The 26,620-nt window shown below is 72.1% G+C and carries 21 protein-coding genes; 9 read left to right on the top strand and 12 right to left on the bottom strand.

Translation table 11 applies throughout. The features are described from left to right. Positions 1 to 21: 21 nt before the first annotated feature. Both H305_RS0107300 and H305_RS44810 read right to left on the bottom strand, forming a co-directional pair. Positions 22 to 2,814 (bottom strand): heavy metal translocating P-type ATPase, encoded by a 2,793-nt coding sequence (locus H305_RS0107300; RefSeq protein ID WP_028799827.1) that lies wholly within the window; start codon positions 2,812 to 2,814, stop codon positions 22 to 24. 104 nt (positions 2,815 to 2,918) lie between these two features. After that, positions 2,919 to 3,551 (bottom strand): TetR/AcrR family transcriptional regulator, encoded by a 633-nt coding sequence (locus H305_RS44810; protein ID WP_037762736.1) that lies wholly within the window; start codon positions 3,549 to 3,551, stop codon positions 2,919 to 2,921. A gap of 48 nt (positions 3,552 to 3,599) precedes the next feature. On the opposite strand from H305_RS44810, the gene H305_RS0107290 reads away from it, so the two are divergent. Beyond that, positions 3,600 to 4,100 (top strand): VOC family protein, encoded by a 501-nt coding sequence (locus H305_RS0107290; RefSeq protein ID WP_028799826.1) that lies wholly within the window; start codon positions 3,600 to 3,602, stop codon positions 4,098 to 4,100. Positions 4,101 to 4,278: 178 nt separating this feature from the next. Here H305_RS0107290 and H305_RS0107285 read toward each other — a convergent pair whose 3' ends face one another. The 4 genes from H305_RS0107285 to H305_RS0107270 all read right to left on the bottom strand — a co-directional run bounded on the left by H305_RS0107285 (position 4,279) and on the right by H305_RS0107270 (position 9,570). Then, positions 4,279 to 4,545, bottom strand: coding sequence for a hypothetical protein (locus H305_RS0107285; protein WP_028799825.1), 267 nt, complete (start codon positions 4,543 to 4,545; stop codon positions 4,279 to 4,281). 427 nt (positions 4,546 to 4,972) lie between these two features. Next, a complete protein-coding gene (locus H305_RS0107280) occupies positions 4,973 to 5,776 on the bottom strand; it encodes an NAD-dependent epimerase/dehydratase family protein (protein ID WP_028799824.1) in 804 nt (267 codons plus the stop codon). Positions 5,777 to 6,089: 313 nt separating this feature from the next. Further along, entirely contained in the window at positions 6,090 to 7,685 is a 1,596-nt protein-coding gene (locus tag H305_RS0107275) for an alpha-L-fucosidase (RefSeq protein ID WP_028799823.1), read from the bottom strand. A gap of 19 nt (positions 7,686 to 7,704) precedes the next feature. Beyond that, entirely contained in the window at positions 7,705 to 9,570 is a 1,866-nt protein-coding gene (locus tag H305_RS0107270) for a family 20 glycosylhydrolase (RefSeq protein ID WP_028799822.1), read from the bottom strand. Positions 9,571 to 9,849: 279 nt separating this feature from the next. On the opposite strand from H305_RS0107270, the gene H305_RS0107265 reads away from it, so the two are divergent. Genes H305_RS0107265 through H305_RS0107255 form a run of 3 tightly spaced genes read left to right on the top strand, consistent with a single transcriptional unit; the run spans position 9,850 to position 14,415 of the window. Then, positions 9,850 to 10,227: a hypothetical protein gene (locus H305_RS0107265; protein WP_028799821.1), complete on the top strand. Its 378-nt coding sequence runs from the start codon at positions 9,850 to 9,852 to the stop codon at positions 10,225 to 10,227. Positions 10,228 to 10,231: 4 nt separating this feature from the next. Next, positions 10,232 to 13,000 carry a VWA domain-containing protein gene (locus H305_RS0107260; RefSeq protein WP_028799820.1) on the top strand — a complete coding sequence of 923 codons (2,769 nt, stop codon included), beginning with the start codon at positions 10,232 to 10,234 and terminating at the stop codon, positions 12,998 to 13,000. Between the two features lie 47 nt (positions 13,001 to 13,047). After that, on the top strand, positions 13,048 to 14,415 hold the full coding sequence (locus tag H305_RS0107255) for an extracellular solute-binding protein (RefSeq protein ID WP_078628928.1): 1,368 nt from the start codon (positions 13,048 to 13,050) through the stop codon (positions 14,413 to 14,415). Positions 14,416 to 14,865: 450 nt separating this feature from the next. Here the strand turns inward: H305_RS0107255 and H305_RS44805 are convergent, their stop codons facing one another. Both H305_RS44805 and H305_RS0107240 read right to left on the bottom strand, forming a co-directional pair. Continuing rightward, positions 14,866 to 15,510 (bottom strand): histidine phosphatase family protein, encoded by a 645-nt coding sequence (locus H305_RS44805; protein WP_063611275.1) that lies wholly within the window; start codon positions 15,508 to 15,510, stop codon positions 14,866 to 14,868. Between the two features lie 59 nt (positions 15,511 to 15,569). Beyond that, positions 15,570 to 16,796 carry a DUF418 domain-containing protein gene (locus H305_RS0107240; protein WP_028799818.1) on the bottom strand — a complete coding sequence of 409 codons (1,227 nt, stop codon included), beginning with the start codon at positions 16,794 to 16,796 and terminating at the stop codon, positions 15,570 to 15,572. A gap of 173 nt (positions 16,797 to 16,969) precedes the next feature. On the opposite strand from H305_RS0107240, the gene H305_RS0107235 reads away from it, so the two are divergent. The 4 genes from H305_RS0107235 to H305_RS44795 all read left to right on the top strand — a co-directional run bounded on the left by H305_RS0107235 (position 16,970) and on the right by H305_RS44795 (position 20,812). Then, positions 16,970 to 17,623, top strand: coding sequence for a response regulator (locus H305_RS0107235; protein WP_028799817.1), 654 nt, complete (start codon positions 16,970 to 16,972; stop codon positions 17,621 to 17,623). Further along, the gene (locus H305_RS0107230; RefSeq protein WP_028799816.1) at positions 17,620 to 18,723 is read left to right on the top strand and encodes a sensor histidine kinase; all 1,104 of its coding nucleotides are present in this window, start codon (positions 17,620 to 17,622) and stop codon (positions 18,721 to 18,723) included. The genes H305_RS0107235 and H305_RS0107230 overlap by 4 nt, the downstream gene beginning before the upstream one ends. A 153-nt stretch (positions 18,724 to 18,876) precedes the next feature. Further along, complete coding sequence (locus H305_RS44800) at positions 18,877 to 19,515, top strand: winged helix-turn-helix domain-containing protein (RefSeq protein WP_051370410.1); 639 nt, start codon at positions 18,877 to 18,879, stop codon at positions 19,513 to 19,515. A 10-nt stretch (positions 19,516 to 19,525) separates the two neighbouring features. Further along, entirely contained in the window at positions 19,526 to 20,812 is a 1,287-nt protein-coding gene (locus H305_RS44795) for an MFS transporter (protein WP_051370409.1), read from the top strand. Positions 20,813 to 20,854: 42 nt separating this feature from the next. Here the strand turns inward: H305_RS44795 and H305_RS0107215 are convergent, their stop codons facing one another. After that, complete coding sequence (locus H305_RS0107215) at positions 20,855 to 21,697, bottom strand: NADH-ubiquinone oxidoreductase (RefSeq protein WP_028799815.1); 843 nt, start codon at positions 21,695 to 21,697, stop codon at positions 20,855 to 20,857. Between the two features lie 278 nt (positions 21,698 to 21,975). Between H305_RS0107215 and H305_RS0107210 the strand changes: the two genes are divergently transcribed. After that, positions 21,976 to 22,449, top strand: a complete 474-nt coding sequence (locus H305_RS0107210; protein WP_028799814.1) for a carboxymuconolactone decarboxylase family protein — start codon at positions 21,976 to 21,978, stop codon at positions 22,447 to 22,449. Between the two features lie 509 nt (positions 22,450 to 22,958). Here H305_RS0107210 and H305_RS0107205 read toward each other — a convergent pair. From H305_RS0107205 to H305_RS0107195, 3 genes are all read right to left on the bottom strand, one after another. Continuing rightward, the gene (locus H305_RS0107205) at positions 22,959 to 24,236 is read right to left on the bottom strand and encodes a DUF2993 domain-containing protein (RefSeq protein ID WP_028799813.1); all 1,278 of its coding nucleotides are present in this window, start codon (positions 24,234 to 24,236) and stop codon (positions 22,959 to 22,961) included. A 179-nt stretch (positions 24,237 to 24,415) separates the two neighbouring features. Further along, positions 24,416 to 26,014, bottom strand: a complete 1,599-nt coding sequence (locus H305_RS0107200) for a glycerol-3-phosphate dehydrogenase/oxidase (RefSeq protein WP_028799812.1) — start codon at positions 26,012 to 26,014, stop codon at positions 24,416 to 24,418. Next, positions 26,011 to 26,610 (bottom strand): TetR/AcrR family transcriptional regulator, encoded by a 600-nt coding sequence (locus H305_RS0107195; RefSeq protein ID WP_037762732.1) that lies wholly within the window; start codon positions 26,608 to 26,610, stop codon positions 26,011 to 26,013. Before H305_RS0107195 ends, H305_RS0107200 begins: the two co-directional genes overlap by 4 nt. Between the last annotated feature and the right edge of the window lie 10 nt (positions 26,611 to 26,620).

Genomic DNA, 26,620 nt, shown 5'->3' with positions numbered 1-26,620 from the left:
GTCCGCCCGGCCGAGCGGTGGTCAGCGGGGGCCGCTCTCCTTGCGCGCGTGGCCGGCGGTCGGCGCGGTGTACCGGCCGGGGTCGGCGTCGAAGGCGGCGGCGCAGTGGGCTGAGCAGAAGTAGTAGGTGCCCTGCTCGGTCTGCCGGTGTGCGGTGGCGGGCGCCCGGACCGTGCGCATGCCGCACACCGGGTCCGCGACCGTGCCGTCGCCGTCGTCGTCGCCCTGGGGTTCGGGGTGGTGGTGTGCACCGCCGTCCGCCGGGGCCCGGTCGGCCGCGGACTCGACGTGGGGCTGTGCGCGGGCGGGCCGGGCCGTGGGCATGGAAGGTGGGTGCCAGCGGCGCAGCCTGGAGGCGTTGGTGACGACCGACAGTGAGCTGAGTGCCATGGCCGCGGCGGCGATGATCGGGCTGAGGCGGATGCCCCACGACGGATACAGGACGCCCGCGGCGAGCGGGATGCCGACGGCGTTGTAGAGCAGGGCGAAGAACAGGTTCTGCCGGATGTTGCGCATCGTCGCCCGCGACAGCCGGATCGCCGTGACGACCCCGCCGAGCGAACCGGAGATCAGGGTGATGTCGGCGGCCTCGATGGCCACGTCGGTTCCGGTGCCGATGGCCAGGCCGACGTCGGCGGCGGCCAGGGCGGGGGCGTCGTTGATGCCGTCGCCGACCATGCCCACGGTGCGGCCCTCCGCCTGGAGGCGGCGGATCTCGTCGGCCTTGTGCTCGGGCAGCACCTCGGCCAGCACCCGGGCGACGCCGACCTGCGCGGCGATGGCGGCGGCGGTACGGGCGTTGTCCCCGGTGAGCATCACGACGTCGATGCCGAGATCCCGCAGGGCGGCGATGGCCGCGGCGGAGTCCTCCTTGACGGTGTCGGCGACGGCGAGCACGCCGGCGGGCCGTCCGTCGACCGCGACGAGGACGGGGGTCTTGCCCTCGCCGGACAGGGTGGCCGCCACGGGGCTCAGCGTGGTGGTGTCGATGCCGACGTCACCCAGCAGCCGGGCGGTCCCCACCAGGACCGGATGTCCGTCGACGGTGGCCTGCACGCCCTTGCCGGTGACCGAGTCGAAGCCCGTCGCCACGGGCGGGCGCAGGCCACGGTCACGGACGCCCGCGACGATCGCCTGCGCCAGCGGGTGTTCGCTGTCGGTCTCGGCCCCGGCCACCAGCCGGAGCAGCCGCGTCTCGTCGACACCACCGAGGGGGTGGACGTCGGTCAGGACGGGTTTGCCCGCGGTGACGGTGCCGGTCTTGTCGAGCACGACGGTGTCCAGCTTGTGCGCGGTCTCCAGAGCTTCGGCGGAGCGGATCAGAATGCCCGCCCGGGCTCCCTTGCCGGTGCCGACCATCACCGACAGCGGGGTGGCCAGACCCAGCGCGCACGGGCAGGCGATGATCAGCACGGCGACCGCGGAGACCAGCGCCAGGGTCAGTGCGGGAGACGGGCCCAGGGTGAACCACACGGCGAAGGTGGCGATCGCGACGGCGATGACCGCGGGCACGAAGTACGCCGAGACGGCGTCGGCCAGCCGCTGGATGGGCGCCTTGGACGCCTGGGCCTGCTGCACGAGGCGGATGATCTGGGCGAGCATCGTGTCGGCCCCGACCTTGGCGGCCCGTACGCGCAGGGACCCGGTGCCGTTGACGGTCGCGCCGATGACCATGTCCCCGGCGCGTTTGGTCGCGGGCATCGGCTCACCGGTGACCATGGACTCGTCGACCCCGGAGGAGCCGGAGAGGACCTCGGCGTCGACGGGGATCTTCTCCCCGGGCCTGATGGCGAGTTGGTCACCGACCACGACGTCCTCGACGGGGATCTCGCTCTCGGTTCCGTCCCGCACGACGCGGGCGGTACGGGCCTGCAGGCCCAGCAGTGCACGGATGGCCTCTCCGGTGCCCGCCTTCGCCCGCGCCTCAAGGAGCCGTCCCAGCAGGATCAGGGTCAGGATGACGCCGACGGCCTCGTAGTAGACCTCCCGCACCTCTTCGGGCAGCAGGCCCGGGACGAGGGTGACGATCAGGCTGTAGCCGAAGGCGGCAGACGTGCCGAGGGTGATGAGCGAGTTCATGTCGGCTGCCCGGTGGCGCAGGGTCAGCCAGCCGGTCACATGGACCGGCCACCCGGTGTAGAACATCACCGGCGCGATCAGCGCCAGCTGCAGCCAGTGGTTCAGCAACCAGCCGGGCACCCAGTCCGCACCGAACAGTTCATGCGCCATCACCGCGAACAGCACCGGGGCGGTGAGCACCGCGCCGACCGCCACCCGGTGCGTGAGGTCCTTGATCTCGGCCTGTCGCTCGGCGGCGTCGGCGGCCTCCGTCTGGGCCGCCGTCCGTTGGTCGCCCTGCGACGGTCCTCCGGTCGCGCGAGCGGCCGGCGCCACTGTGGTGGTGCCGTCGCCGTCGGGAGCCGACGGCACCGGGCCTTCTGCGGGCTCGACCAGCAGCGTGCCTTGGATCATGTTCATGCCGCAGGTGAACCCGAAGGCGCCGGGCCGGTCGGGGTTCAGCCGCACGGTGGTCCGCATATGGGCGGGCAGCCCCGCGCCGACCCTCAGATCCGGGAAGAGGACACGGGCGGTGCACTCACCTGCCTCCTGCCGGTCGAAGACCATCTCGACCGGTGTGCCCTGGCGGACTTTGATCAAGTCGGGGCTGTAGCCGCCCCGCACCGTCACCTCCACCCGCTGCACCCCGTCCTCCAGCCGGGCGGTGCCGGCGCGGCGCGGTCCGAAGAAGTACCGGGCCAGGGCGCCGATCAGCACGGCCGAGGCCACGACGACGGCGACTTCGAGGGCACCCATGGGCTGCTCGCCTCCCTGGTCCGCTTTCCTTCCAGCCTGCGCCCGGTCGTCCGAGGCTGCCAGGGGCGCCGCGGCCCGCCCGGCCCGGTCGCCCGGCCCCGCGCCTACCGAGGAAGTCCTGCCAAGCGGCTGAGGGTGGTGCTCAGCCACTCGGCATGGCCGGCGGAGTCCCAGCCGATCATGTCCCGGGCGAGCAGGTACGTTTCGGCATGGATCAGCACCGTGCTGGTGTCGGTCAGCCAGTCCAGGTCGCGGCCGGGTTCGAGCAGCCCGTCGGACGCCATCCGCGTCCAGAAGAGGCGGAGGTTCTCGCGGGTGGCGAGGCGCCCGGCATGGGCGGCCGCGGCGAGTTCGGGTTCCACGGCTGCCGCCTGCAGGGCGACGGCGAGGATGTCGCCCGCCCGCTCCATCATCTGCCGGGTGCCCGCCACGAGAGCCGCGATGCGCTCCGTGGCCGTGGGAGCGGTACGGGAGAGGACGGACCAGGGCCGTCCACCGACGTCGACGGGGGCGGTGTCACCGGCGAACGCCACGTCAACGGCGCGTTTGAGCAGCGCGGCCTTGGTGCCGAAGCGGACGTAGACGGTCCGGGCCGCGACATGGGCGTGCTCGGCGACCTGGGCCAGCGTGGTCGCCGTGTAGCCCTGCCGCACGAACAGATCGGTGGCGGCCCGGAGAATCTTCTCCTCGGTCTCGGCCACGCGGGCGGCACGCAGATCGGTCTTGTCGGACGCCATACGTTGCACTATAACTGCATCAATGCAGTATGACTGCAAGGAGACGCCATGGCCGACGCCGCCGCATCCGCTCCCCCACCCCGGCTCGACGGGGTGCACCACCTCAAACTGCCCGTCAGCGACCTGCAGCGGTCCCTGGACTGGTACCGGACCCGACTGGGCTACGAGGTGGAGATCGAGTTCGCCGAACAAGGCAGGTTGATGGGCTACGCCCTGCGGCATCCGGCCGGCGGTCCCCGACTCGCACTGCGCCTTGACCCGTCGCGGGCCAAGGCCGCGGCGGGCTTCGACTACTTCTCCATCGGCGTCCCGGACAAGGCCGCCATCGAAGCGCTGGCAGAGCACCTGGACGCGCTCGGCGACACCCACGCCGGCGTGCACTTCGCCACCATCGGTTGGATCCTGCCGCAGCTGCACGACCCCGACGGGCACGAGATCCGCTTCTACACCACGCAGCATCACACCCGTCCGGGCACCGACCCGCTCAGGGCCGAAGACCCCGTGGAGAGCGCCGCGCGACGCGAACGCGCGAGTGAGGTACGCGAGTGACGTCACGTCGCCTCGTCGTTGACCACCGAACTCCACGGCGCCCTGGTGCTGTTACGGCACTCCTGGCACCTCGGTGCTGCCGCCCACCGAGACCCGGCTGACACGGGGTCGGGAGTCGCAGCGCCTCCCGGCCCGGCACTAGGCCCCGGTCACTGCGCGGCTCCGCCCGAGACCTCGGTCACCCCGGAGCCTGGCGGCAGGCCTCGGTCGCGACGGCGTTCGACACGCCCGCCTGCGCAAGGTCGCTGACGCAGCGGGCCTGGTCGCCCACCAGGCCCACGTAACAGGCCATCCGGACGTCGTCCGTGACCTCGGTCCCCTGGTTCTGGACGTGGTCCTGGCAGGCCGCGATGTCCGCGTGGGCGGCCGGAGCGGTCATGACGACGCCACCCAGGGCGAGGGCCAGGCCGGCGAGGGCGCTGGGAATGGTTGCCGAGCGACGCATGAGGATGCACCTGCTCTCCGGTGTCGGGTCGTACGATCCCGGGTGCACGTGGGATCGTGTGAGGGGCGGCGGCGGGCAACACCCCGGAAGACGCGCTTCCCTGGGGTCTGAGCACCGCGCCGGGTTGCGTACCGCGCTGCGAGCACCGCGCTGGTCGGCCGGGGGTGTTGTGCCGTGCCCGGCGAGCGGGTGGTGTACGTTTCCTCCGCGACCGATCGGCTCGGTTCCGGCCACCCTCGCTCCTACGACGCTAGAACAGTCCCGGAGCGCCCGCATTCCCGGAAGGCCCCTGGCTTCCGGCGCTCGTTGAGGTACTCACCGTGTGCGGCGTACGGACGTGCCCGGCGGGCCCTCGGCCCCGCCGACCGAGCGCACGCCTGCGCCTCCCGGACGGGTCGGAACCGGTGCCCCGGCGGGCGGTTCGGCGTCAGGGACGGATGTGTTCGAGGGTGAACTCGGGCGAGGCGTAAGGGCCGGCCTGGGGTGCGGCGGGGTCGGCCGGGAGCTCGGCTCCGGGGATGTCCCCGGCGTGGAGCTCGGCGTCGTCGACGGGGGTGTAGTCGAGGACGGACGGTTCCGGGAGCTCCCAGAAACGGCGGGTGTTGGCGGAGACGGCGTACACCGTGGCGAAGCGCGTGGACCGTGGCGCGGTCAGCGCGGCCCGGACGAAGCCGACGGCGTCGCGCGGGCTCAGCCAGGTCGCCAGGTGCCGGGGTTCGACGGGCACCGGCTCGAAGCTGCCGATGCGCAGACAGATCACGGACAGTCCGAACTTGTCGGAGTACAGCCGCCCCAGAGCCTCGACCGCGGCCTTGCTGACCCCGTAAAGACCGTCCGCGCGGATCGGTTCCTGCGGGCCTGTGAGGTGTCCGGCCGGGTAGAAGCCGGTCACACGGTTGCTGCCGGCCAGTACGACCCGCTCGATGCCGCGCCGTCGCGCCGCCTCCAGCACGTGGTGGGTGCCGAGCACGTTCGCTTCGAGCAGGTCCGCGAGGGGTGCCTCGTCCGGAACACCTCCCAGGTGGAGCACGCTGTCCGCCCCGGCGAGCGCCGCCTCCACGGCCGGCGCGTCCCGCAGGTCCGCCGTGTGCACGTCCTCGTTCGCGGTCTGCGGCCGCAGCGGCACGCGGTCGAGCAGGATCAGCCGCGACGCGTCGTGCCGCAGTGCTTCCCGGACCGCGGAGCCGATGTTCCCCGCCGCGCCGGTCACCGCTACCGTTCCCAGACCCATCGTTCCCCCAGTCAGTCGACGACCCGTGCATCATCGCTGCCCGTGAACCACGCATCAAAAGGATTTGGGACCGGCGCAGGACACCGAACCCGCCCGGCGCCGCCGTCGCTCGCGAGGCGGCGGCGATGACCGCACGGTCCCGGTCCGAGAACAGTCCCGGTGTGCGGCCTGCGGCTCCGCTCACGACGACCGCCCCTGCCACGAACCCCTCTTCTGAGCGTGAGTCCGTTCACAGGGCCCTGCAACCGACACCGCCCGGCTCAGCGCCCGGGCCGGCGTTGCCGGTTGGAGGGCCGCCGTCCTCGCGTGGCGGTCAGCCGTCGGACCGGTAGAGGGCGAACGCGGCGATGTGCGCGGTCGCGCGGGACGCCGTCACGCGCACGCGCCAGCGGCGCGCGCGCACGGCGGCCGGCAGGAGCAGGATCCGGCTCGCGCCGACCGCACCCGCCTCGGCCACCTGCCTCCAGCCGTCGCCGCCGTGGGCCTCGATCACGAAGCGCTCGATCTGCTGGCCGTGCCGGACGTCCTCCGCAAGCCTGATGCGGTCGACCTCCCGCTCCTTGCCGAGGTCGACGGTGACGGCCCCTCGCCCGGTGGTGGTCCGGGCGCCGCGGGCCAGGTCCTCGGGCAGCTCCCGGTCGATCCGCTCACGGAACTGCTTCAGCCGCGTGACGTCGGCGGCCGGCAGCAGTCCCTGGGTGTCCGGCGGGATGTTGAGCAGGAGCACCGAGTTGCGGCCCACCGACCGGAAGTAGATGTCCGTCAACTGATCCACATTCTTGGGCTGTTGGTCCGCGTGGTAGAACCAGCCGTCGCGAATGGACACATCGCACTCGGCCGGCCACCACTGGAGGTGGTCGGCGACCGGTCGGGCGGCGACGAGTGCGGCCCGGCCACCCATGTCCACGGCGTCGTAGGGCAGGGCGTAGTCCGTGCGTCCGTAGTCCTTCTCCGCGACGGGCACCACACTCCACTCGTCCTCGCGGGCGAGACCGCCTTCGTTGCCCACCCAGCGGACGTCCGGTCCCGACACGGCGATCGAGGCGTCGGGGGCGAGCGCCCGCACCAGCGCGTACCAGCTGTCCCAGTCGTACTTCTCCACCTTGTCCGGCGGAATGCGTCCCTGGGCGCCGTCGAACCACACCTCGTCGACGGGTCCGTACTCGGTGAGCACCTCGTAGAGCTGGTTGAGCATATGGGCGCCGTAGTCGGTGGCGTCCAGGGTGCAGGTCGTCGTCGGCGTGCGGTCGTCGCCGTCGACGAGTTCCGGGACGGTGCGCTCGGAGCGTGCGCTGCCGTTGGCGTACACGCCGTGCAGGTACTGGTTCTCGTCCGCGGGCGAGATGTACACGCCGACCTTGATGCCGTGCCGCCGCATGGAGTCGGCGAACTCGCGCAGCACGTCGCCCTGTCCGTCGAGCCAGCTGCTGGACGCCACGGTGTGGCGGGAGTAGCGGGAGGGATAGAGGACGAAACCGTCGTGGTGCTTGACGGTGAGGACGGCCAGCCGGAAGCCGCCGTCGCGCAGGGCGCGGGCCCACTGGTCGGTGTCGAGGCCGACGGGCTGGAAGACGTCGGGGTCCTCGTCGCCCGTGCCCCATTCGAGGCCGGTGAAGGTGTTCACGCCGAAGTGCAGAAAGGCGGTGCGTTCCAGGTTCTGCCAGGCGATCTGGCGGGCGGTGGGGCGGATCCGGGAGGCCTTGCGGACCAGGTCGGCCTCGGTGTCGTCGGGGCCGACGGGGATGCGGTACCCGGGGGATTCCGAGGTGCCGGCCGCGGCGGGGTCCGCTCCGCCGGACGTGTCCGGGGTGAGGTCCGTGCCGCCGGGGGCGGCCAGGGCGGGCGCGGCGCCGCCGGACGCGGCGACCGCGGCGGCTGCGGTGACGAAGAGGCGTCGGGAGACGGCCATGCGGGTGGGGCTCCTCACGTCAGGATGCGGTCAATGTCCAGGTGGTGGGCTGCTGTTGGTCGGGCGGGTACTGGCGGAGCCGGCCCTCACCGGTGACGTGCACCGTCATGCGGGTGATCGCGTTCAGCAGCCGGTAGCCGCCGGGGACGGGTTCCAGCTCCCAGCGCTGGAGCGTGCTCCTGGTGTCGCAGGCCGATCCGGTCACGGGCGTGCCGGGCTCCAGCGGCACGTTCAGCGTGAGCTTTCCGCCCGTCACCTCCAGGCAGGTGCCGTCGGACGCGGACTTCAGGGTCACGTAGCCGTCGGCGGTCCGCCCGACCTCGAAGTCGGCGGTGGCGGCCCCGCCGCGGAAGGTGTAGGTCCCGTCGGCGACCGGCACCCGGGTCAGGTCACGCCATCCCGGTGCGTGCCCCACGACCGCGCCACGTGCGGTGAATTCGGCGTACGTGGGGTCGGGGTGCGCCACGCCCCAGGTGGCCTGGGCGATGTGCCGCAGCGCCGGGACCATGGCGCCGGCGACCTCGTTCTCGGTCTCCCCGCGGCCGTTGTCGGGCCAGAGGCTGATCTTCGCGCCGGTGACGCCCACGGCGGACGTGAGCTTTTCTCCCTCGAAGCTGCGGGGGTCCCAACTCTGGTCGTACAGCGCCTTCGTGTTCGTGTGGAAGCCGCCGCGCACGAGGTAGAGGGAGTAGGCGGCGTTCATCAGCGGGTGGCCCTCGGCGATGAGCCGGCTCGGCTTGGTGGCCACGTCGAGCCAGTGCTCCACCGTGGTGCCCGCCGCGACCGGTACGGTGTTGGCGCCGGTGAGTCCGTCGTTCCAGATGCGCAGCTTCTTGCCCTTGGCCGCCGCGTAGGCATGGACGCGGTTGACGAAGTCGATGAAGGCGTCCTGGGGTGTGGCGTCAGCGCCGTACCGCGCCCGCGCGTAGGCCAGGACCTGGGGGTACTTGGCGAAGTCGGAGCCGAGCATGTACTCGTCGGCGCCCATGTGCCAGGAGTCGGACGTGAAGACCTGCGCGTACTCGTCGACGAGGCTGCGGTAGTACGCGAAGGCCTCCGGCTTCGTGATGTCGAGGCGGGCCGGCTGCCGGTTGCCGTCGGAGTCGGTCAGCTGGAGATCGGGCCGGTCAGCGATCCACGGGTCCATGTGACCGGGCGAGTTGATCTCGGGGACGATGTCGACGTGGTACTTCTCACCGAGGGTGACGAGGTTCCGGATCTCGTCCTTGCTGTAGTAGCCCCAGGTGTTGGCCTCGGGGTGGACGTCGCTCTTGACCTTGAGTTCGAGCAGGAGCTGATTGAGCTTGTGGTACGCCATGTCGCGTACGAGATTCTCCAGCCACCGCGTCGAGATGTGCACGTAGCAGGCGCAGACGCCGACGCCGCGCTCCCGGTAGCGGGGGACGTCGACCGTGTGGCCGGCGGGCACGCGGTCGCCCTGGGCCAGGAACTGGAGGACGGTACGGGTGCCGTAGAAGGCTCCCGTACCGGTGGCTCCGGTCACCGACAGACGCTGCCCGGCCCGCAGTTCGTAGCCTTCGGCGCCGAGCGTCGCCGCGGCCGCCGGGTCGACACCGACCTCGATGTCGCCGGTGCGCGCGCCCGTGCGCACCACGGGGACCGTGCCGTGGCCGGCGGCCCGCAGATCGCCGGCAAGCGTGCGGGCGGCTTCCAGCGCGGCCCGGTCCCGGGCGACGACGCGGGTGGCGCGGCCGAAGGCGTAACTGCCGTGCGCGGGTGTCCAGTCGGCGAGGGCGGGCACGGTCGGCGGGGGCGACTGGGCCGACTCCTTCGCCTGGGCGGCCGGTTGGGTCGCCGTGAGCAGCAACAGGGCCGCGGCGGCGGTGCCGAGCAGTCGAGACCAACGTCTTGGAAACGTACGCATGGACAGCTCCCATTCATCGGAGGTCTGATCTTCGAGTCGCCCCTGGGGGCTGTCAACGGGGCCCATTCCCTGCCGATTTACCCGAGAGGTCGGATGACCAGTGCCTCTGTTCATAGGTCCGGACCGCGCGCGGCACGAAAGTCCAAGAAGTGCCCGACGATTGTCCAAGGGCGTCACCCGCGACGCACGGCGGCGCGTCGCCCCGACACGCCGGGCAGCCGGCCGTGGCGGCTCCGTTGCCCTCCCCCGACGTCAATGGGCGTGCCATGATGATGAGTTATGACTGAGGGGGATGGAGTGGTGACCCGTGCGATCCGCGTCCGGCTGGACGGGACCGCGAGCCAGAGCGACATCGGCGCTCTGAAGAAGTGGCTGGAACGGGAGAAACCCCTGGAGGAACTGGTCAGAAGCGGGGAACTCCGGATCCAGGAGAGCGCCGGGAGCGACGAGCAGGGGACGGACGAACAGGGCACCCCGATGGGCGCCGCCATCGAGATCCTCATGCTGCTGTCCGGGGCGGCCGCCCAGTCCATGTTCGACACCGTGTTCAAACAGGTGGGCAGGGGCGTCAAGGCCTGGTACGAGAACCGCCGTTCCGTGGAGAGCGGCGATCCGCCCGACTACGACGTCGATCCGGTGCATCTCGACGAGAGGTAGGCCGGTGCCCCGCTTCGAGCCGCGTGGCGAGGTGAACCGGGCGCTGCTGGTAGGCGTGTCCGCGTACGACTCCACTCGGCCGAACGACCCGCACGGAGTGCCGGGCGACCTCGCCGCCGTGGCGCACAACGTCTCCCTGCTGGAGGAGACGTTGTCGCACGGCGGTGTCTTCCGGAAGGAAGAGGTGGTCGTCTCCCGGTCGCCGTATCTGGACGCCTTCAGCGAGTCGCTGCGCATCGCCGCCGACGAGGCCGAAGGGCTGCTCCTCTTCTATTTCGCCGGTCACGGGGCCGTGCCCAGCGCAGGCGACGAGCTGTGGCTGCAGATGCGCAACGCGCGCGTCGTGCCGGGCAGCCGGGCCGTGTTCCCGGGGGCCGACCCCTTCTCCAGCGTGCTGACCGTGCTCGCCACGAGCCGGGCCCGGCATGTGGTCGTCGTCCTCGACTGCTGCAACGCGGGCAATGCCGCCCAGGTGTGCGAGGCGCTCGCCGACCGGCGCCGCTTCTCGGTGCTGATGAGCGTGCAGGCCAACAACCGGATCGACGCGGGGGACGACGCCACGCCCACGCCGTTCACGGCGCGGCTGGTGCGCCTTCTGCACGACGGCGTCGACGGGCAGGGCACCGACGTGGGGTTCCGGGACCTGTCGGAGGCACTCACCGCTCAGATGTCCGCCCACCACAAGACTCTTCGCAACGAACCGTGGGAGCCGCAGCGGTGGGGCGACACGGACGTCCTGCTGTCGCGCCCGTCCGCCCGGGCACCGTCCGGGTTCCCGGCGACGTTCCCGGGCGATCCGCCGCAACCCGTGCACCCGCTGCCGTCCGCAGAGCCACCGGACGAGACCGCGAAGGGGACCGCAGAGTCCCGAGGTGAGCGGGAGCAGCCGTCCGGCTCGCACACGCCGGGGCGGCCTTCGTCGCCCTCGCGGCCGCGCCCGGGTGAACCGGCGAGGGCCGCCGAACCGCCGTGGTGGCGGCGTCTGTTGCCCGGTCTGCGGTCCTGGGGCCCGGCCGCGCTGTCCGCCGCCGGCCTCACGCTGCGCCTGCTGCGGAGCAGGCCCCGCCGCACGGCGCTGGTCACGACCGTCCTCGTCGGCGCGGGCCTCGGCGGCTATCTGGCCTCCGCCGGTTCCGGCCCCGGCCAGTCGTCCTGCGGGCCGCCCCTCGAACTGCGCCTGCTCACCGACCCGGACATCGAGTCCACCGTCCGCACGGCCGCGGACGTCTATCTGACGTCCCCGGCGAACACCACGACGGACGGTTGCCGCCGCAGCGGCATCACGGTGTACAGCGCGGGCGCCACGGACGCCGTGACGGGTTTCCGCGACCGGTCCGACCCGTGGCAGCGCCCCGTCAGCGACGACCTCGACCCGCAGCGCGACATCGGGCCGCAGCCCGACATCTGGATCCCCGCGTCGTCGGCGAGCGTGGCCCGGGCGCAGCCGGTCGAGCCACCGCGCACCTACCTGACGCTGGAGTCGCACGGCCCCTTCGCGTACTCCCCGATGGTGCTGGCCGTGCCGCAGAACATCGCCGAGGACTCGGTGGACGACCGGACCGGGGGTTCGCTCGCCGTACTCAGGAAGAAGCTCGTCCAGCGGCAGGAGGACGCCGACGTACGGCGCACGGACCCGGAGTTCACGGACTCGGCGCTGCTGGCGACCGTCGGCCTGTACGGCCCGGAAGCGGACGGTGTGAGCCGGGCGGAGGGAAGCGTGGCGCAGCCGGGCCCGCCCTCGCACACAGGCTCCGACCTGCTGTGCACGCTGCCCGACGACCGTGCCGTCGACGACCGCACGGCCGCGCTCGTGCCCGAGTTCCTCATGGTCAGCGGGGTCGGCTGCGACCGGCCGACGCGCAGCCGGCGGATGGCCGAATACCCCACGGACGTCCCGGCCCTGGACCCCACGTTCGTCCGAGTCCGCTGGGAGGACGCCGACCGTGACAGGGCGGCCCGTGACGAGGCCGTCGACCGCTTCCGCAGCTGGCTCACGCGGGGCGACTCTCACGGCGGGAAGCCCGGCGGCGGTCTGGACGTCTTCGGTCAGGACGGATTCCGCGCGGTCGCCGGCGCCCACGACTTCCTCGCCACGCCCGACACGGAGGCGGGCACGCTCGCGCACCCCGGTGCGCTGCCGGCCCCCGCCGCCGCGGACGCGATGACGACGGCCCTTCGGCGCTACCGGAACGCCAACGGACCCGGCCGGGTCCTCTTCCTCCTGGACAGCTCGGGTTCCATGGGAGGCCTGTGGGAGGGACCGGGCGGCGCCCCCGGCATCCTGAAGCAGTCGCTCGGCGGCCTCGGCGACCGGGACGAGTACGGCGTATGGGCGGTGGCCTCGCACGGCGACGGCCCCTCCCGCGTGCTGTTGCCCTTCGACCGCCACCGGCGGTCGGACGCCGAGAGGACCATCGACCGCACGGCGGCCGTCCAGGACACCGAGACCGACCCGTACGCGGCGCTCACGGCCGCCTTGGACTACATGGCCGGGCGGGGCAAGGACGATGACCGGCCCCAGCTGATCGTGTACGTCACCGACGACGAGGACAACAACCACCTCACCCGCGCAAAGCTGGACGGGCTCGTCGAGTCGGCCGGGGACAAGGGGGTTCCGGTGGTCATAGCGGCCCTCGACAGCGGCGGCTGCGACCGGGGCAAGCCGGACGCACGCGTCTCGGACGCGAGCGGCGGCCGCTGTCTGGACACCAAGACCGACCTCGTGGCGGGTCTGCGCGACGAAGTGGCGCGCACCGGGACGGGGGACGAGTGAGGCCATCACGGACACCCGCGGCGAGGTGGGTGCTCGCCGCTCTGCTCATGGCCTGCGCCGCCTGCACCGGCGGCGGCACGGCCACGCCGTCCGGCACCACGGCCGCTCCCGGCGGCTCCGGCGACATAGTCGTCGCCAGCGGCCGGGACGTGACCGGCAAGGGCGGCATCCGCCAGCAGCTCGTCGACGCGTGGAACGCACGACAGGACCGGCTGCACACGGGCCGCCACGCCCGTCTGGTGGAACTCCCGGGCTCCGCGGACCAGCAGCGCAGCCAGCTCCTGGGCGCGCTCCAGTCCGACAGCGCTCAGTACGACGTGATCAACCTCGACGTCACATGGGTGCCGGAGTTCGCCGACGCGGGACTGATCCGCACGCTGCCCGAGACCATGGTCGACGCGGACGTCATCAAGTCCGTGGCCCGTACGGCACGCTGGGACGGCAAGGTCTACGCGATGCCGTTCAACAGCGACGTCGGGCTGCTCTACTACCGCCGCGACTATCTGGAGAAGGCCGGCGTCCAGAACACCGATCTGAGCGAGGGGCTCGACTGGACGCAGTTGAAGGCGCTGATCGGTGCGGTCGACGAGAAGCGTGGCAAGGACCGGCCGAGTGCCTACGAGAAGGGCTGGACCTCGCAGTTCGGCGCCTACGAGGGCCGCACGGTCAACGGTGTCGAGGCGTTCGCGTCCGCCCCGGACGGCGTCACCCTCACCGACGAGGACGGCCGGTACACCGCCTCCGTGGAGGACCTGGAGAAGGGTCTGGCGGAACTGCGCACCCGCACCCAGGGTCCGTACCTCCTCAAGGACGCCCTCCACTCCGACGAGGCCGAGTCGCTCACCGACTTCGCCGACGGGCGGACCGCGTTCCTGCGCCACTGGCCTTACGCGTACCGCACGCTCCACCAGTCGCTGAGCGCGAAGCAGCTCGGTGTGGCCCCGCTGCCCGGCACGGCGGTGCTCGGCGGACAGAACCTCGCGGTGACGCACTCGTCCGGGCAGGTGGGCGCGGCTCGCGATCTGATCGGGTTCCTGACGGGCCCGGAGAGCGAACGCTGTCTGCTCGACGCGGGGTTCGCCGCCACGCGGAAGTCCGCGTACCAGGACAGCGACGTGACGTGCCGGTCCGCGCGGCCCTCGGGAGCCACGACCACCGGCCCCTCGCCCTCGTCGTCGGCCGAGAGCACCGACCGGATGCCGCGCGACGCCGCCGGTCGGCCCGCGTACGCCCGCACCATCCTCCTCCCGGGCATCACGCGGGCCGTGTCGCGCCCGCGCACCCCGCTCTACGGCGCCTTCACCCAGACCTTCACGACCGAGCTCGGCAAGCTCCTCAGCGACGACCCGCCGAGCGACGGCGACCTGGCCGCGGAACTGGACAAGGCGCTCCGGGGCGTCCTGCCGGACGGCTGACCGCGCCGGGCCGCGGGCGACGGAGTCCGAACCCGCCGCGACGGAGGCGTCCGCTTCCGCCGTCTCGGCCCCCGGTACGAGAACGTGGGCCGAGGACCACGAGCGGCCGCGTCCAAGCAGGTGGAGTACGCGGCCACGGTGAACCCCGGCGGGCACGAACGGCGTTGTGCACCGTGCTCAGCCATGCACCTTCCGAGAGGACATCCCATGCGCCGCACCACGCTGTTCGCCGTCTGCGCTCTCATCGCCGCCGCAGCCACCGGATTCTTCACCACCAGCGCCATCCGCAGCCGCTGACGCCGAGGCGTCATCCGCAGTCGCGCCACCGAGGCGCGGAGGCGTCATCCGCAGTCGCCCCCTGGGCGCAAAGGCGCCGTCCGCGGCAACCGTCGGGTGCCGACGTGCGGAACCCGGTCGGCCACTCTCCGACCGGGTTCGTGCGGAGGCCCGTCACATGCCGCCGTGTGCGGCCCTGACGAGTTCGGGGACGCGCGGGCCGGGGGGTGCCTCGGGCGGAACGAGCCAGCGACCGGAGCGTCCGAGGACGACGCAGCCGGGGTGCACGCGCCAGTGACCGTCACGTCTCGTCAGCGTGACCGCGGACAGCGGCGGCAGGTCGAAGTGCCAGAAGGCTCGCGCCGGAACCGACAGAGCGTGGACGAGGGCGGCCCGCACGACGGACGACTCGGTGACGGCCACCGCTCGTCCCGCGTGGGGTGGCAGGCCGCTCAGCCAGTTCCCGGTCCGGCGGCAGATCTGCCGTATGGACTCGCCGCCGTGCGGGGCGGCATCCGGGTCCGTGAACCACACGGAGTACCGGTAGGGGTCCTTGGCCGGCACGTCGGCCATGGAGTAGCCGTCCCAGGCGCCGTGGTCGAAGTCGCGCAGCGCGGCCTCCGGGGTCGCGTCCAGGCCCAGTGCGTCGGCGGTGTGCGCGCAGCGGGCCGAGGGTCCCCGGACAGCCAGCGAGTACGCGGGAGACGCCGGCGTGGCGCTGCCTGCCCCGCGCAGGGCGGTCAGGCAGGGGGATTGGCCGCTCAGGGCCCGGGTCGCGTCCCCGTCAGTCGCACACACGAATGTCAGGCTGACCGTCATGGGGCTGTCCTCCTTGATCGGCCCGGCATGGCGCCGGACGGCGTGGACCCGCGCACGGGCTAGTGGATCAGGCGCGCGGGTGTGGTGGCGGCGTAGAGCATGTACTCCAGGGGTCCTCGCCGGAAGCGTCGGGTCCAGGCCACGGCCAGCAGCATGGCGACTGCGATGAAGCCGAGCAGGACCGGCAGGGCAGCGGCGTCCGGCATGTCATCGGTGCCCAGGGTCTTGATGGCGATGATGTGGCCGACGTAGACGGTCAGGGAGATGGAGCCGACCGCGACGAACGGGGTGGCCACCCGCCGCACACCGGCGTACTCGACGGCCACGAGGCAGGCGGCGAGCACGCAGAGGGCGACACCCGTGTTGCCGAGGATCGACCAGGTGGTCTGGCTGTGCGGCGCGCCCACCAGAAGCCAGGCGGGAGCACCGGTCGTGGGGTCGTCGCCGACCGCGTCGGACCACCAGGCCGAGGCGGCCGGTCCGCCGTCGGTGGCCGCCCTCACCGCGGCCTGCGCGCCCGGCACGAGGTGCAGCCCCAGCCACGATCCTCCGTAGCCCACGACGGCCAGTGCGGCGCCGCACCGGGCCGTCCTGGCGAGTGCGCGGGGCCGGGTGAGATCGATCTTGGCCACGGCCATGCCGGCCAGGATGAACGGAAGCCAGGTCAGGACCGGGTACTCCCCGGTGACGAAGAGTTCGAGGAACCCGTCCGTGCCGGTGAGGCGGGCCAGCGGATCGGCCGCCACGGCCGTGTCGGCCCAGCTGCCACCGTCGACCGCGATGCGCAGCAGGAACAGGACCTGTGGCATGACCAGCGCCGCCGCCGCGGCCAGGACGGCCAGGGTGGCGGGCCGCAGCCGGTGCAGCGGCAGCACGAGGATGAAGAGCAGAGCGTAACTGGCGAGGATCACGTCGACCGACGTGTCCAGGGCGGTGAGTACGTATCCCACGGCCATCAGCACGGTGGCCCGGATCAGTACCCGGACCACGGCCTGGCGGCCCGGTCGCCCGGTCCGCGGCTGCGGGCGGCCGGTGATCAGGACCAGGGTGAACCCTGCGAGGAGGGCGAACAGCGCGGACGACCGGCCGCGGGAGACCTCCATCACCCATCCCAGCGGTCCGCCCACCGAAGGGTCCGGTCCCACATGGGCGGCGAACATGCCGAAGATCGCCAGACTGCGAGCCAGGTCCAGGCCGATCAGGCGTCCCGTGGACGGGGTGCCCAAAGAGGGGCCCTCTGTGAGCGGCGCCGTGTACGGGACGGCTTCGGATACGCCATGCCTCATGAGTTCCACGGTTCGTGACCGCGTCGGCGAAAACCATCCGGCAGGTGTCCGCAACCACCCCGCCGAGTGGCTGGCCCGGCCCTGTCCGCCGGCCGTCGGGCGCGGGGCGCCGGGCGGAGCGTCCCCGGCCGTGGTACGAATCGGACAGTGGTCCGGCGGCGAGTGGAGCACAGGTGATCCGGGTACTGGTGGTCGACGACGAAGCCCTGATCCGAACGGGCTTCCAGCGGATTCTCGACGCCGCGAGCGGCATCGAGGTCGTCGCGGCGGTACCCGGCGGCGACGCGATCCGCACGGCCGAGGAAGTACGGCCCGACGTCGTGCTGCTCGACATCCGGATGCCGGACGTGGACGGCCTGACCGTCCTGGCCGCGCTGCGCCGGCAGCCGGATCCTCCGGTGGTGGCCATGCTCACCACGTTCGACATGGACGAGTACGTGGAAGCGGCCCTCCGCTCGGGCGCCGCCGGATTCCTGCTCAAGGACACCGACCCCGAGGAGCTGCCGTTCCTCGTGCGGACGCTGGCCGACGGCGGCACCGTCCTGTCTTCGAAGGTCACCAGGGCCGTCGTGGACGGTTATCTGGAGGCCGCTTCCCCCGGCGCCGCGACCCACTGCCTCGACCGGCTCACCGACCGCGAGCGCGATGTGCTCGTGCTCATCGCCGAGGGGCTCTCCAACGCCGACATCGCCGGACGCATGCACTTGAGCACGGGCACGGTGAAGGACCATGTGAGCGCGATCCTCACCAAGCTGGAGGTGGGCGGTCGTGTGCAGGCGGCCCTGCTCGCCCAGCAGGCCGGCCTCCTCAAGAAGGAACGGGAATGACCTCCCAGCGCTGGCACGCACCCCTGGCGGACGCAGCGCTCGTCGCGGTGTCGCTGCTCGACGTCTGGGCGCATTTCGACAGCGCCGAGCCGCTGCGCATGGCGTGCGCCCTGGTCGCGGCCTTCTCGCTGCTGCTGCGGCGCCGGTGGCCGTTTCTCACGTTCCTGCTCACGATGCCTGCGGTCCTGTTCTCCGACGCGGTCTTCTCCGCGCTGGCCGCGCTGTACACGCTCTCCTCCCACAGCCGGCGCCGTGTCCTGCTGGCCCTGTGCGCGGTGGCGTTCACCATCAGCGACCTGACCTCGTGGCCGAACCCGCACCTCGATCTGTCCGAGCCCTCGACGCTGGTCACTTTCGGTTACACCGGCGGCACCGCGGGTGCGGCGGTCTTCCTCGGCCAGCTCGTCCAGACCCGGCGTGACCTCTCGCTGCGGATCGCCGAGATCTCCGAGGCACGCGACCACGAACGGATGCTCACCGACCAGACCGTGCTGGCCCGGGAGCGGGCCCAGCTCGCCCGAGAGATGCATGACGTCGTCTCGCACCAGGTCAGCCTGATCGCGGTGCGGGCCGGGGCCCTCCAGGTCGGCGCGCGGGACGACGAGGCGAGGGAGGCCGCGATGACCATCCGGCGGCTGAGCGTCCAGACCCTGGACGAACTGCGCCACATGGTCAGCGTCCTGCGCGCCTCCGGGGGCCGCCCGACGGAGCTGACGCCGCAGCCGTCGCTGGCCGATCTGCGGCAGCTGGTCGACAACAGCGGCATCGAGGCCGAGCTGCACATGGACCTGCCCGAGGGCCTTTCGCCGCCCGTGCAGCGCGCCATCTACCGCACGGTCCAGGAGGCGCTGACGAACGTCCGCAAGCACGCCCCGGGCGCCGACGCGACCGTGCGCATGGGCACCGAGGGGGGCGCCGTGCGGGTCACGGTCACCAACTCCGCGCCGACCCGTCCCGCCCTCCCCCTGCCCAGCGCGCACTACGGCCTGATCGGTCTGAACCAGCGCGCCGCACTCCTCGGCGGCGTGGTCACCTCCGGCCCGACACCCGACGGCGGCTACGAACTCAGCCTGCGGCTTCCGGTGAACAGCGTGGTGTGACGAGGGGCGCGATCGCCCCGGCCTGCCGGGCGCCGCCCGCACGGAGCCGTCGCGCCGGTGCGCATCCACGGCGTGCGGCGGCCCTCCCATCTCGCAACAAGTCTTTCGCAATACTTCTTTCGAAAGAGTTGTTTTCCGTCTAGAGTCCCGTGCATGAGCGATGCAGACCGCGAGCAGGCGCCGGTGGCGGACCCCGGCGCCCCGTACTCCGCTCCCGCTGAGGTCACCGACGCGCGAGCGCTGCGCGCACTGGCGCACCCGACACGTGTAGCTCTGCTGGAGGCGGTGGCGGTGAGCGGCCCCCTCACCGCCACCGAAGCGGCGCGGATCGTCGGCGGCAGCGTCCCGAACGTCTCCTACCATCTGCGGACGCTGGCGAAGTACGGGTACGTCGCCGAGGCGGAGGGCGGGAGCGGCCGGGAGCGGCCGTGGAAGCTCGGCAACACCGGCATACGGTTCGACGTCGGCGCCCCGGATCCGACCGTGAGCCATGCCGCGCACGCCCTCGGCGAGGTGCTGCTCGACCGCTGGCTCGGCCGGCTGCGCCACTACGAGAGCCACCGCGAGCAGTACCCCGCCGACGTGCGCGCCGTCAGTGACAGCAGCCAGTTCGTCGTCTTCGGCACGGCGGCGGAAATCCAGGAGGCACAGACCGGGATCGCGGACATCCTGATGCGGTTCGCGGACCGCCTCACCGATCCGGCTCTCCGCCCCGAGGGATCGGTTCCCTTCGAAATGCTGGTCTTCACGCATCCATTCGAGGCGCTCGCCTCTGCCGATCCGGAGGCGTGAGGGCCACGACATGGGCGAATTGCTGAAGACACCGCGCATGCGTCTGTACTTCCTCGGCAACAGCCTGAGCCAGATCGGCGACCACGCGCTCTGGCTGGCCGCCGGAATCTGGGTCAAGGAGCTGACGGGCTCGACCTCGATGGCGGGCCTGTGCCTCTTCTTCCTCAGCGCGGGGACGCTGCTGTCACCGCTGACGGGGCTGGTCGTCGACCGGGTCCGCCGCAAGCCCCTCATCCTGGTCACCAACTCGGTGACCGGCCTGCTGGTGCTGTCGCTCACCCTGGTCCACCGCGCCGACCAGGTCTGGATGATCTACGCGGTCATGTTCCTCTACGGTCTCTCCGGCACGGTCTCCGGATCGGCGACGGCCGCGCTGTTGCCGAAGATGGTGCCCGAGGAGCTGCTGGGCCGGGCGAACGGACTCTCGCAGGCACTGCTGCAGGGCCAGCGACTGATCACTCCGGCGCTCGGCGTGGGACTGCTCGCCCTGTACGGCGGCAGCGCCGTGGCGCTCCTGGACGCGGCCTCGTTCGCGGTCGGCGTGGCCTGCTGGGCCCTCGTCGACGTCGCCGAGGACAGGCCCTCCCCCTCCGGGAAGCACTGGACGCGGGAGACCGCTGCCGGCTTCGCCTTTCTCGTCAGGACACCCGTCCTGCGCCAGCTGACCGTCACGTTGACCGCGGGGATCTTCGTCATGGGCTTCTTCGAGACCCTGGGGATCGCGATCGTCACCACTGGACTGCATCACTCACCGTCCTGGGCCGGCGTCATCGTCACGGCCATGGGCATCACCGGCGTCATCGGAGGACTGTCGGCCGGAGTCCTCGTCAAACACCTCGGCCCGGGCAGGCTCACCGCCACGGGGCTTGCCGTCATCGGCGTGTGCGCACTGGTCCTGGCCGTACCGGACGACGCCGTCGTCGTCGCCGGCTCCGCGCTGCTGGGGCTCGGCCTGCCGTTCGTCACCGTCGGCGCCGTGACCGCGATGCAGCTCAACACACCGAACGAACTGATGGGGAGGGTCGCGGGAGTCGACAACTTCCTGGTCAGCGGCGGGCAATCGCTGGGCATCGCCACCGGAGCCGCGCTGATATCCGTGCTCCACTACCGCGCCCTGTGCTACCTCGTCGCCGGCGTGCTCGCCCTCGCCACGCTCTACTTGACCACGCGACCGGAACAGCGCCCCGGCGCGGTGCCGGCCGCCCGGACCGCGAGCACGGGCGGAGCAGCCGCCACCGGCGGTGCGACCGCCTCACGCCGCCTGGTCCCGCTCCCCGTACAAAGACGCAGGCCGTGACCGCCCGCTCCGCATCCAGCCGCCGCCGATCGCCGTCCGGGTTCACGGGCGTTCGTAAAGCTGGAGGAAGCCGCCGATGGAGAAGCACAAGGCTCCGCTGAAAGTTCCCCAGTTGGCGATGTCGGCGTTGATCAGGCTGTCGGTGGCGGGGCGGGTGTAGGCGGCGAGCGCCGAGATCATGAACAGGACGGAGCCGAGCTGGTTCACGGCGACGATCCACCAGCCGAGACTGCGGCTGCGCAGACAGATCCGGCCGTGGCAGATCTCGGCGAAGGCGAGGTGACCTGAGATCAGGAAGAGCACGCAACCGATCACGTCCGGGGTCCAGATCAGCCGGTTCATCTGGCGCACGCTCAGTCCGTGGAGGAAGGAGTCCAGCAGGTTGACGCCGAACACCAGGGTGCCGGCGAAGAGGACGAACGTGCTCAGCCAGTCGACCCGGCCCGGCTCGTAACTCCACCAGCGCCAGCCGCGGGTGACGAGTCGTCCTTCGCCGCCGGGCACGTGGCGGGGCGCGTTGATCACCTGGAGCAGGGAGACGTAGCCGCCGGTGTTGAAGAAGAGTCCGCCGGCGAAGTAGATCGCCGCGCTGGTGGTGGCGTCGCCGGAGCCGACCTGGGCGACACCGGCACCGGCCGCGAAGAGGGCGCCGCCGATGATGAAGGCGATCGCGGCGGTGGCGTTGAGCCTGCGCAGGCGGCGGAGCCCGATCTCGTCGGCGCTGGTGTGCCGGCTCGTGGGTGCGCCGGGCGGGCGGACGGCCATGATGCCCCGCCGCCGGGCGAGCCGTGACTCCCACACGGCGGTGCCGCCGCCGGGAAGGTGCCAGGTGAGCCGGGTGGTGAACGGTCCCGCGCCCTCGGCGCGTTGCTCGGGTTGTCCCACGGGCCGAGCGTAGATCGCCTCCGATGCCGCTCCGCCTGCGAAACGCCGCCGATGGTCACCGGGCGGCGTGGCCCTTTCCGGGACCCCGGCAGCAGAAGACCCGCATCGCGCGGCCGGCGCCTGTCCCGCGAGGGCCGGTCCCGTCCGCTGCGGTCCTGAAGCAGCCCCGGCGGAACCGGCGTCCGCGTGGGGAGACGGGCGTCACACACACCGATGTCACATCTCTCCGAGCCGGCCCGTCATAGAGGTGTATCGCCCACCACGGCAAGGAGTGCACCATGGAAGCCCGTCTGAACCTCTTCGACAGCCCGCTCGCCGCCAAGGCCCTGAAGCACGTCACCTCGGCGGGCAAGGTGATCGCGGACTCGACGCTGCCGGCCTCGACCCAGGAACTCGTGAAGCTCCGCGCCAGCCAGATCAACGGTTGCGGCTTCTGCACCGACATGCACACCAAGGACGCCGCCCACGCCGGTGAGACCTCGGTACGCCTCGGCCTGGTCGCGGCCTGGCGGGAGGCCACCGTGTTCACCGAAGCGGAGCGCGCGGCCCTGGAGCTGGCGGAGCAGGGCACCCGCATCGCGGACGCGGCCGGTGGGGTCACGGACGAGGCCTGGGCGAATGCCGCCAAGTACTACGACGAGGAGCAGCTCGTCGCCCTGGTGTCGATCATCGCCGTCATCAACGCCTTCAACCGCCTGAACGTGCTGGTCCAGCAGCCCGCAGGCGACTACCAGCCCGGGATGTTCGGCTGACACCACCGACGTCACGTTGAGGGCGGCGAGCCGGACCGGGCCCGCCGCCCTCCAGGTGACACATGCGGCTGGCGGGCTCACCAGGCGACTTCGGGGCCGCGCGCGGCCGGGTCGACGGTGCGGGCCGGCGGCGAGAGGGCGGCCGACACCAGCACGGGGCAGCGAGGCAGGCGGTCCGCCCGGGGACGCGACGACGGCCTCTCGCCGGCCATGCGAAGGCGAGGGCGTGTGTGGGGACCACGCCGGCAACGCTCGTGAGGAGCGCCGGCGTCAGCACGGACAGTACGTCACCGTCGTGTCCGGCTGTCAGCCGCAGCACACGAGTACCAGGGCGGTGAGAACGGCTCCCCACCACCATGCGCGCGTGAGGTCCCGATCCACGCCGCCCCGCTTGCTGAAGCCTCCGTGGGGGCGATGTCGTTCACGGCGGGCGGCAGGCAACAGGGCCGTGTCCCGGTCCCGTCGCACCCCGCCGTCGGAGTTCCTTCGCCCCTGGACCTCCGGACGGCTCAGTGTCCGACCAGCAGCCCCGTCCCCGTGACGTCGGCACGGATTCCGTCCTTCTCCACTGCCACGTCGAGCACGCGCACGTCCCCCGATCGCGGCTTCGGCAGCTGGAAGGAGAAGGAGAGGCGCTCGGCGATCGCGGGGCGGCTGAGCCGCTTCAGCGCCGCCAGCAGGGACGGGTCGAGGCCGACCCGCTTCAGGAGCGCGGGGTGGGCCAGTGTCACGTCGACCAGGTTGAGGCTCATCAGGTCGTGCACGAAGCGGGGTGCGCCGGTCAGCCGGTGGAGCTTGTCGTCGTCGCGCAGCGCCGCCCGCACGATGGAGTCGGGCACCCCCAGGCGGTGCACGATCGCGGGAACGGAGAGGAAGGCCCGGATCTTCTCGCCCTCGCGGGTGAGCCGGCGCACGGAAGCGGGGGTCAGATGGAGCCCTTCCGAGGCGCGGGTGCCGGGCCGGTAGGTGGCCAGGTGACCGATGTCGAGCCGCATGCCGTCGACGGACAGGGCGATGCCCCGGTGGCCCTCGCGCCGTATGTGTGCGTCGGCCCGTACCCGCAGGTCGTGTCCGGCGACGGGGAGCGCGCCGCGGGCCAGTACACGGTCGGCCCCGTTCGAGGAGAACGACACCTGGGACGCGCCGAGTTCACGATTCATGTCGGCGAACGAGAGCTGGATGCGGCCGCGCAGTTGCCGCACGAGCGCGCCGCGTATCGAGGTGGGGCCGTCGCCGTCGATGCGTACGTCGCGCGCGGTGGCGGTGATCCGGGTCAGCGTGACCCGGCGGGCGGCCACGTCGGGGACGGTGACGCTGACCGAATCCATTCGCCGTGCGGCGAGTTGGGTGAGGAACGGGAAGCCGCCGATGCTGACCTCGGGGGCCGCGGCGAGGTCCAGCTGGTCCTTGAGCTTCTGCGAGGCCTTGTGCTCGGCGTAGAGGGCGGCCCAGCGATCGGCGAGTGTGACCAGGCAGGTCACGGTGAGGAGCCAGACCGCGCATTTGAAGACGGTGGGCAGTCCGGTGGCACGGTTGCGACGGCGGCTGCCCCGCCGGTGGTTGGGCGGCGACCAGGGTTCCTCGTCGTCGGACGGCTCTCCTTGCGACCGGTCGTGGGCGGTCCGCGGGCCGTCGTGCGGCGGGTCCGCCAGGGCCGCGAGTTCGTCATAGGGGTTGCGGCCGAGGGGAACCCCGGGGGGCGGCATCCCGTCTGACGGGACGCGGTGTTCACGGGGCGCCGGTGAACGGCCGGAGCGATGCGTGTCGATGTGGTGGGGGGTACGCATCAGCAAATTTGATCATATATGGGCGCCAGAAATGCAAGCCCTTGCTGAAATGCGGCCTGAAACAGATGAGTTGACGGTCACACTCACAGGACCGTGCATGTCGTTCCCTCGGGACGCGGGCGGCCGGCACCGGTCGGTGCGCACCGCCGCCCGCGTCCGCGGCAGGGGGCTGCGGGGCGTCAGGCCGGCTGGGTGGCGGCCGCGTCGAGCGCTTCCCGGGCCGCGGCCGAGGCCGCCGTGCGGTCCTGCGGCACGAGGCCGATCCGGGTGCGCCGGTCGAGGAGGTCGCCCTCGTCCAGGGCGCCCTCGTGCAGTGCGGCCCACAGCAGGGCGGCGCGTGTGACGGGGTGGCCGGGCAGCACGGGATCGTTCAGCTGGGGGTCGCGTGCGGCGAGGCCGTGGACGGCGGGGGCCTCGGTGCCGTAGCGCCGGATCAGGTGGCCGGGTGCGGGCAGCGCGCCGAGCCGGTCGGGGGCGGCGGCTCCGACCAGCGGCAGGGAGGCGGTGGTCGAGGCGCCGGCGCGGAGGCGGCGGGCCTCGACGGCGGTGTCGACGGCGTCCTGTGCCATGCGCCGATAGGTGGTGAGCTTGCCGCCGACCACGGTGATCACTCCTGCGCCCGAGGTCAGGACCGCGTGTCGGCGTGAGATGTCGGAGGTGCGGGTCTCCTCCCCCGACCGCGTCGGCTCGGCGTCCAGCAGGGGGCGCAGGCCCGCGAAGGCGCCGACGACGTCGTGACGTCGCACGGGGACGTCCAGCGCGGAGCCCAGGACGTCCAGCAGGAAACCGATGTCCGACTCGGGCACTTCGGGCACGTCCGGGATGTCCCCGTCGACGGGTTCGTCGGTGAGGCCGACGTAGACGCGTCCGTCGCCCTGGGGCAGGACGAGGACGAACCGGTTGGTCTCTCCGGGGATCGGTATGTGCAGGCCGGCCGGCAGGGGGCCGAACAGGTCGGCGCGCAGGACCAGATGAGTGCCGCGCGAGGGGCGGATCCGGATGCCGTCGACGAGGTCGCCCGCCCACACGCCGGAGGCGTTGATGACGGCTCGGGCCCTGATCTCGCCCTGCTCTCCGGTGAGTTCGTCGCGGACGCGGGCGCCGTTCCCGGCGGCTTCCAGCACCCTGACCCTGGTGAGGATCTTCGCGCCGTGCGCGGCGGCGGTGCGGGCGAGGGCGGTGACCAGGCGGGCGTCGTCGGTCACCCGGCCGTCCCAGGACAGGAGTCCGCCACGCAGGCCGTCCGGGCGTACCGAGGGCGCCAGGTGCCGGGCCTCGACCGCGGACAGGCGGCGCGGTGCGGGCAGGGTGGCGCGTGAGGTGCGGGCCGCCAGCCGCAGGGTGTCGCCCGCCCGGAAGCCGGCCCAGGCCAGGGAGGCCTGCCCGCGTGACACGAGAGGCGTCAGAGGTAGTACGAAGGGCTGCGCGCGCACCAGGTGCGGGGCTGTGCGTTCCATCAGGACACCGCGTTCGACCGCGCTCTCGTGGGCGACGTCCAGTTGCGCGGAGGCCAGATAACGCAGCCCCCCGTGGATGAGCTTGGAGCTCCAGCGCGAGGTGCCGAAGGCGAGGTCGTGCGCGTCGACCGCGACGACGCTGAGGCCGCGCGCGGCGGCGTCCAGGGCGACCCCGGCGCCGGTGGCGCCGAGTCCGACGACCAGTACGTCCACCATGTCGCCGTTCACGGCCTCGGCGAGTTCGCGGCGGCGGCGGGCGGCGTTGAGCGACGAGCCGGGGGCCGGGGCGGTCGAGGGGGGCGCACTGCTTGTGGGGCTCATGGCGTGAGGGTCCTCTCCAGAAGGGTGCGCAGTTCGTCGAGGAAGGCGGTGCCGGTCAGTTCGGGGTCGTTCTCGTCGGTCATGGTCCGCAGGGACAAGGTGAAGGACTGCACGACGAGCAGCACCGAGCGGGCCTGCCGCGTCACCGGGACGTGCCGCACCGATCCGTCGGCGTGGCCTTCGCGCAGGGCTTCGGCGAGCAGGTCGAGGAGTGCGTCCTGGCTGGCTCCGCGGCGGTCCAGTACGTAGGGCAGCAGCAGTTCGGGGTCGACGTCGATGATCTTGCGGAAGAGCGGGTGGTCGCGGAAGGCGGCGACTCCGGTCACCAGGCCGTCCACGATCAGCCCGCGCATCTCCCGGTCCGGTCGGCGCTGCGGCATGGCCTCGGTGGCCACGTCGATCCACTCACGGGTCATCAGATCGCCGACGAGTGACCGTACGTCGGGCCAGCGGCGGTAGAGCGTCATGCGCGACACCCCGGCGCGGCGGGCCACGTCGGTCAGGGTGGTGCGCCTGACCCCGACGGCCAGCACACAGTCGCGCACGGCGTCGAGAACGGGATCGCTGTCCGAGTGGTTGTGACGAATAGGCGCCATGTGTAACAGT

It is taken from the genome of Streptomyces sp. 142MFCol3.1 (assembly GCF_000424945.1).
In the GTDB taxonomy this organism is placed as follows: domain Bacteria; phylum Actinomycetota; class Actinomycetes; order Streptomycetales; family Streptomycetaceae; genus Streptomyces; species Streptomyces siamensis.
The sequence above is the reverse complement of the archived record's forward strand: the minus strand, read 5'-3'. Positions and strand labels throughout refer to the sequence as shown.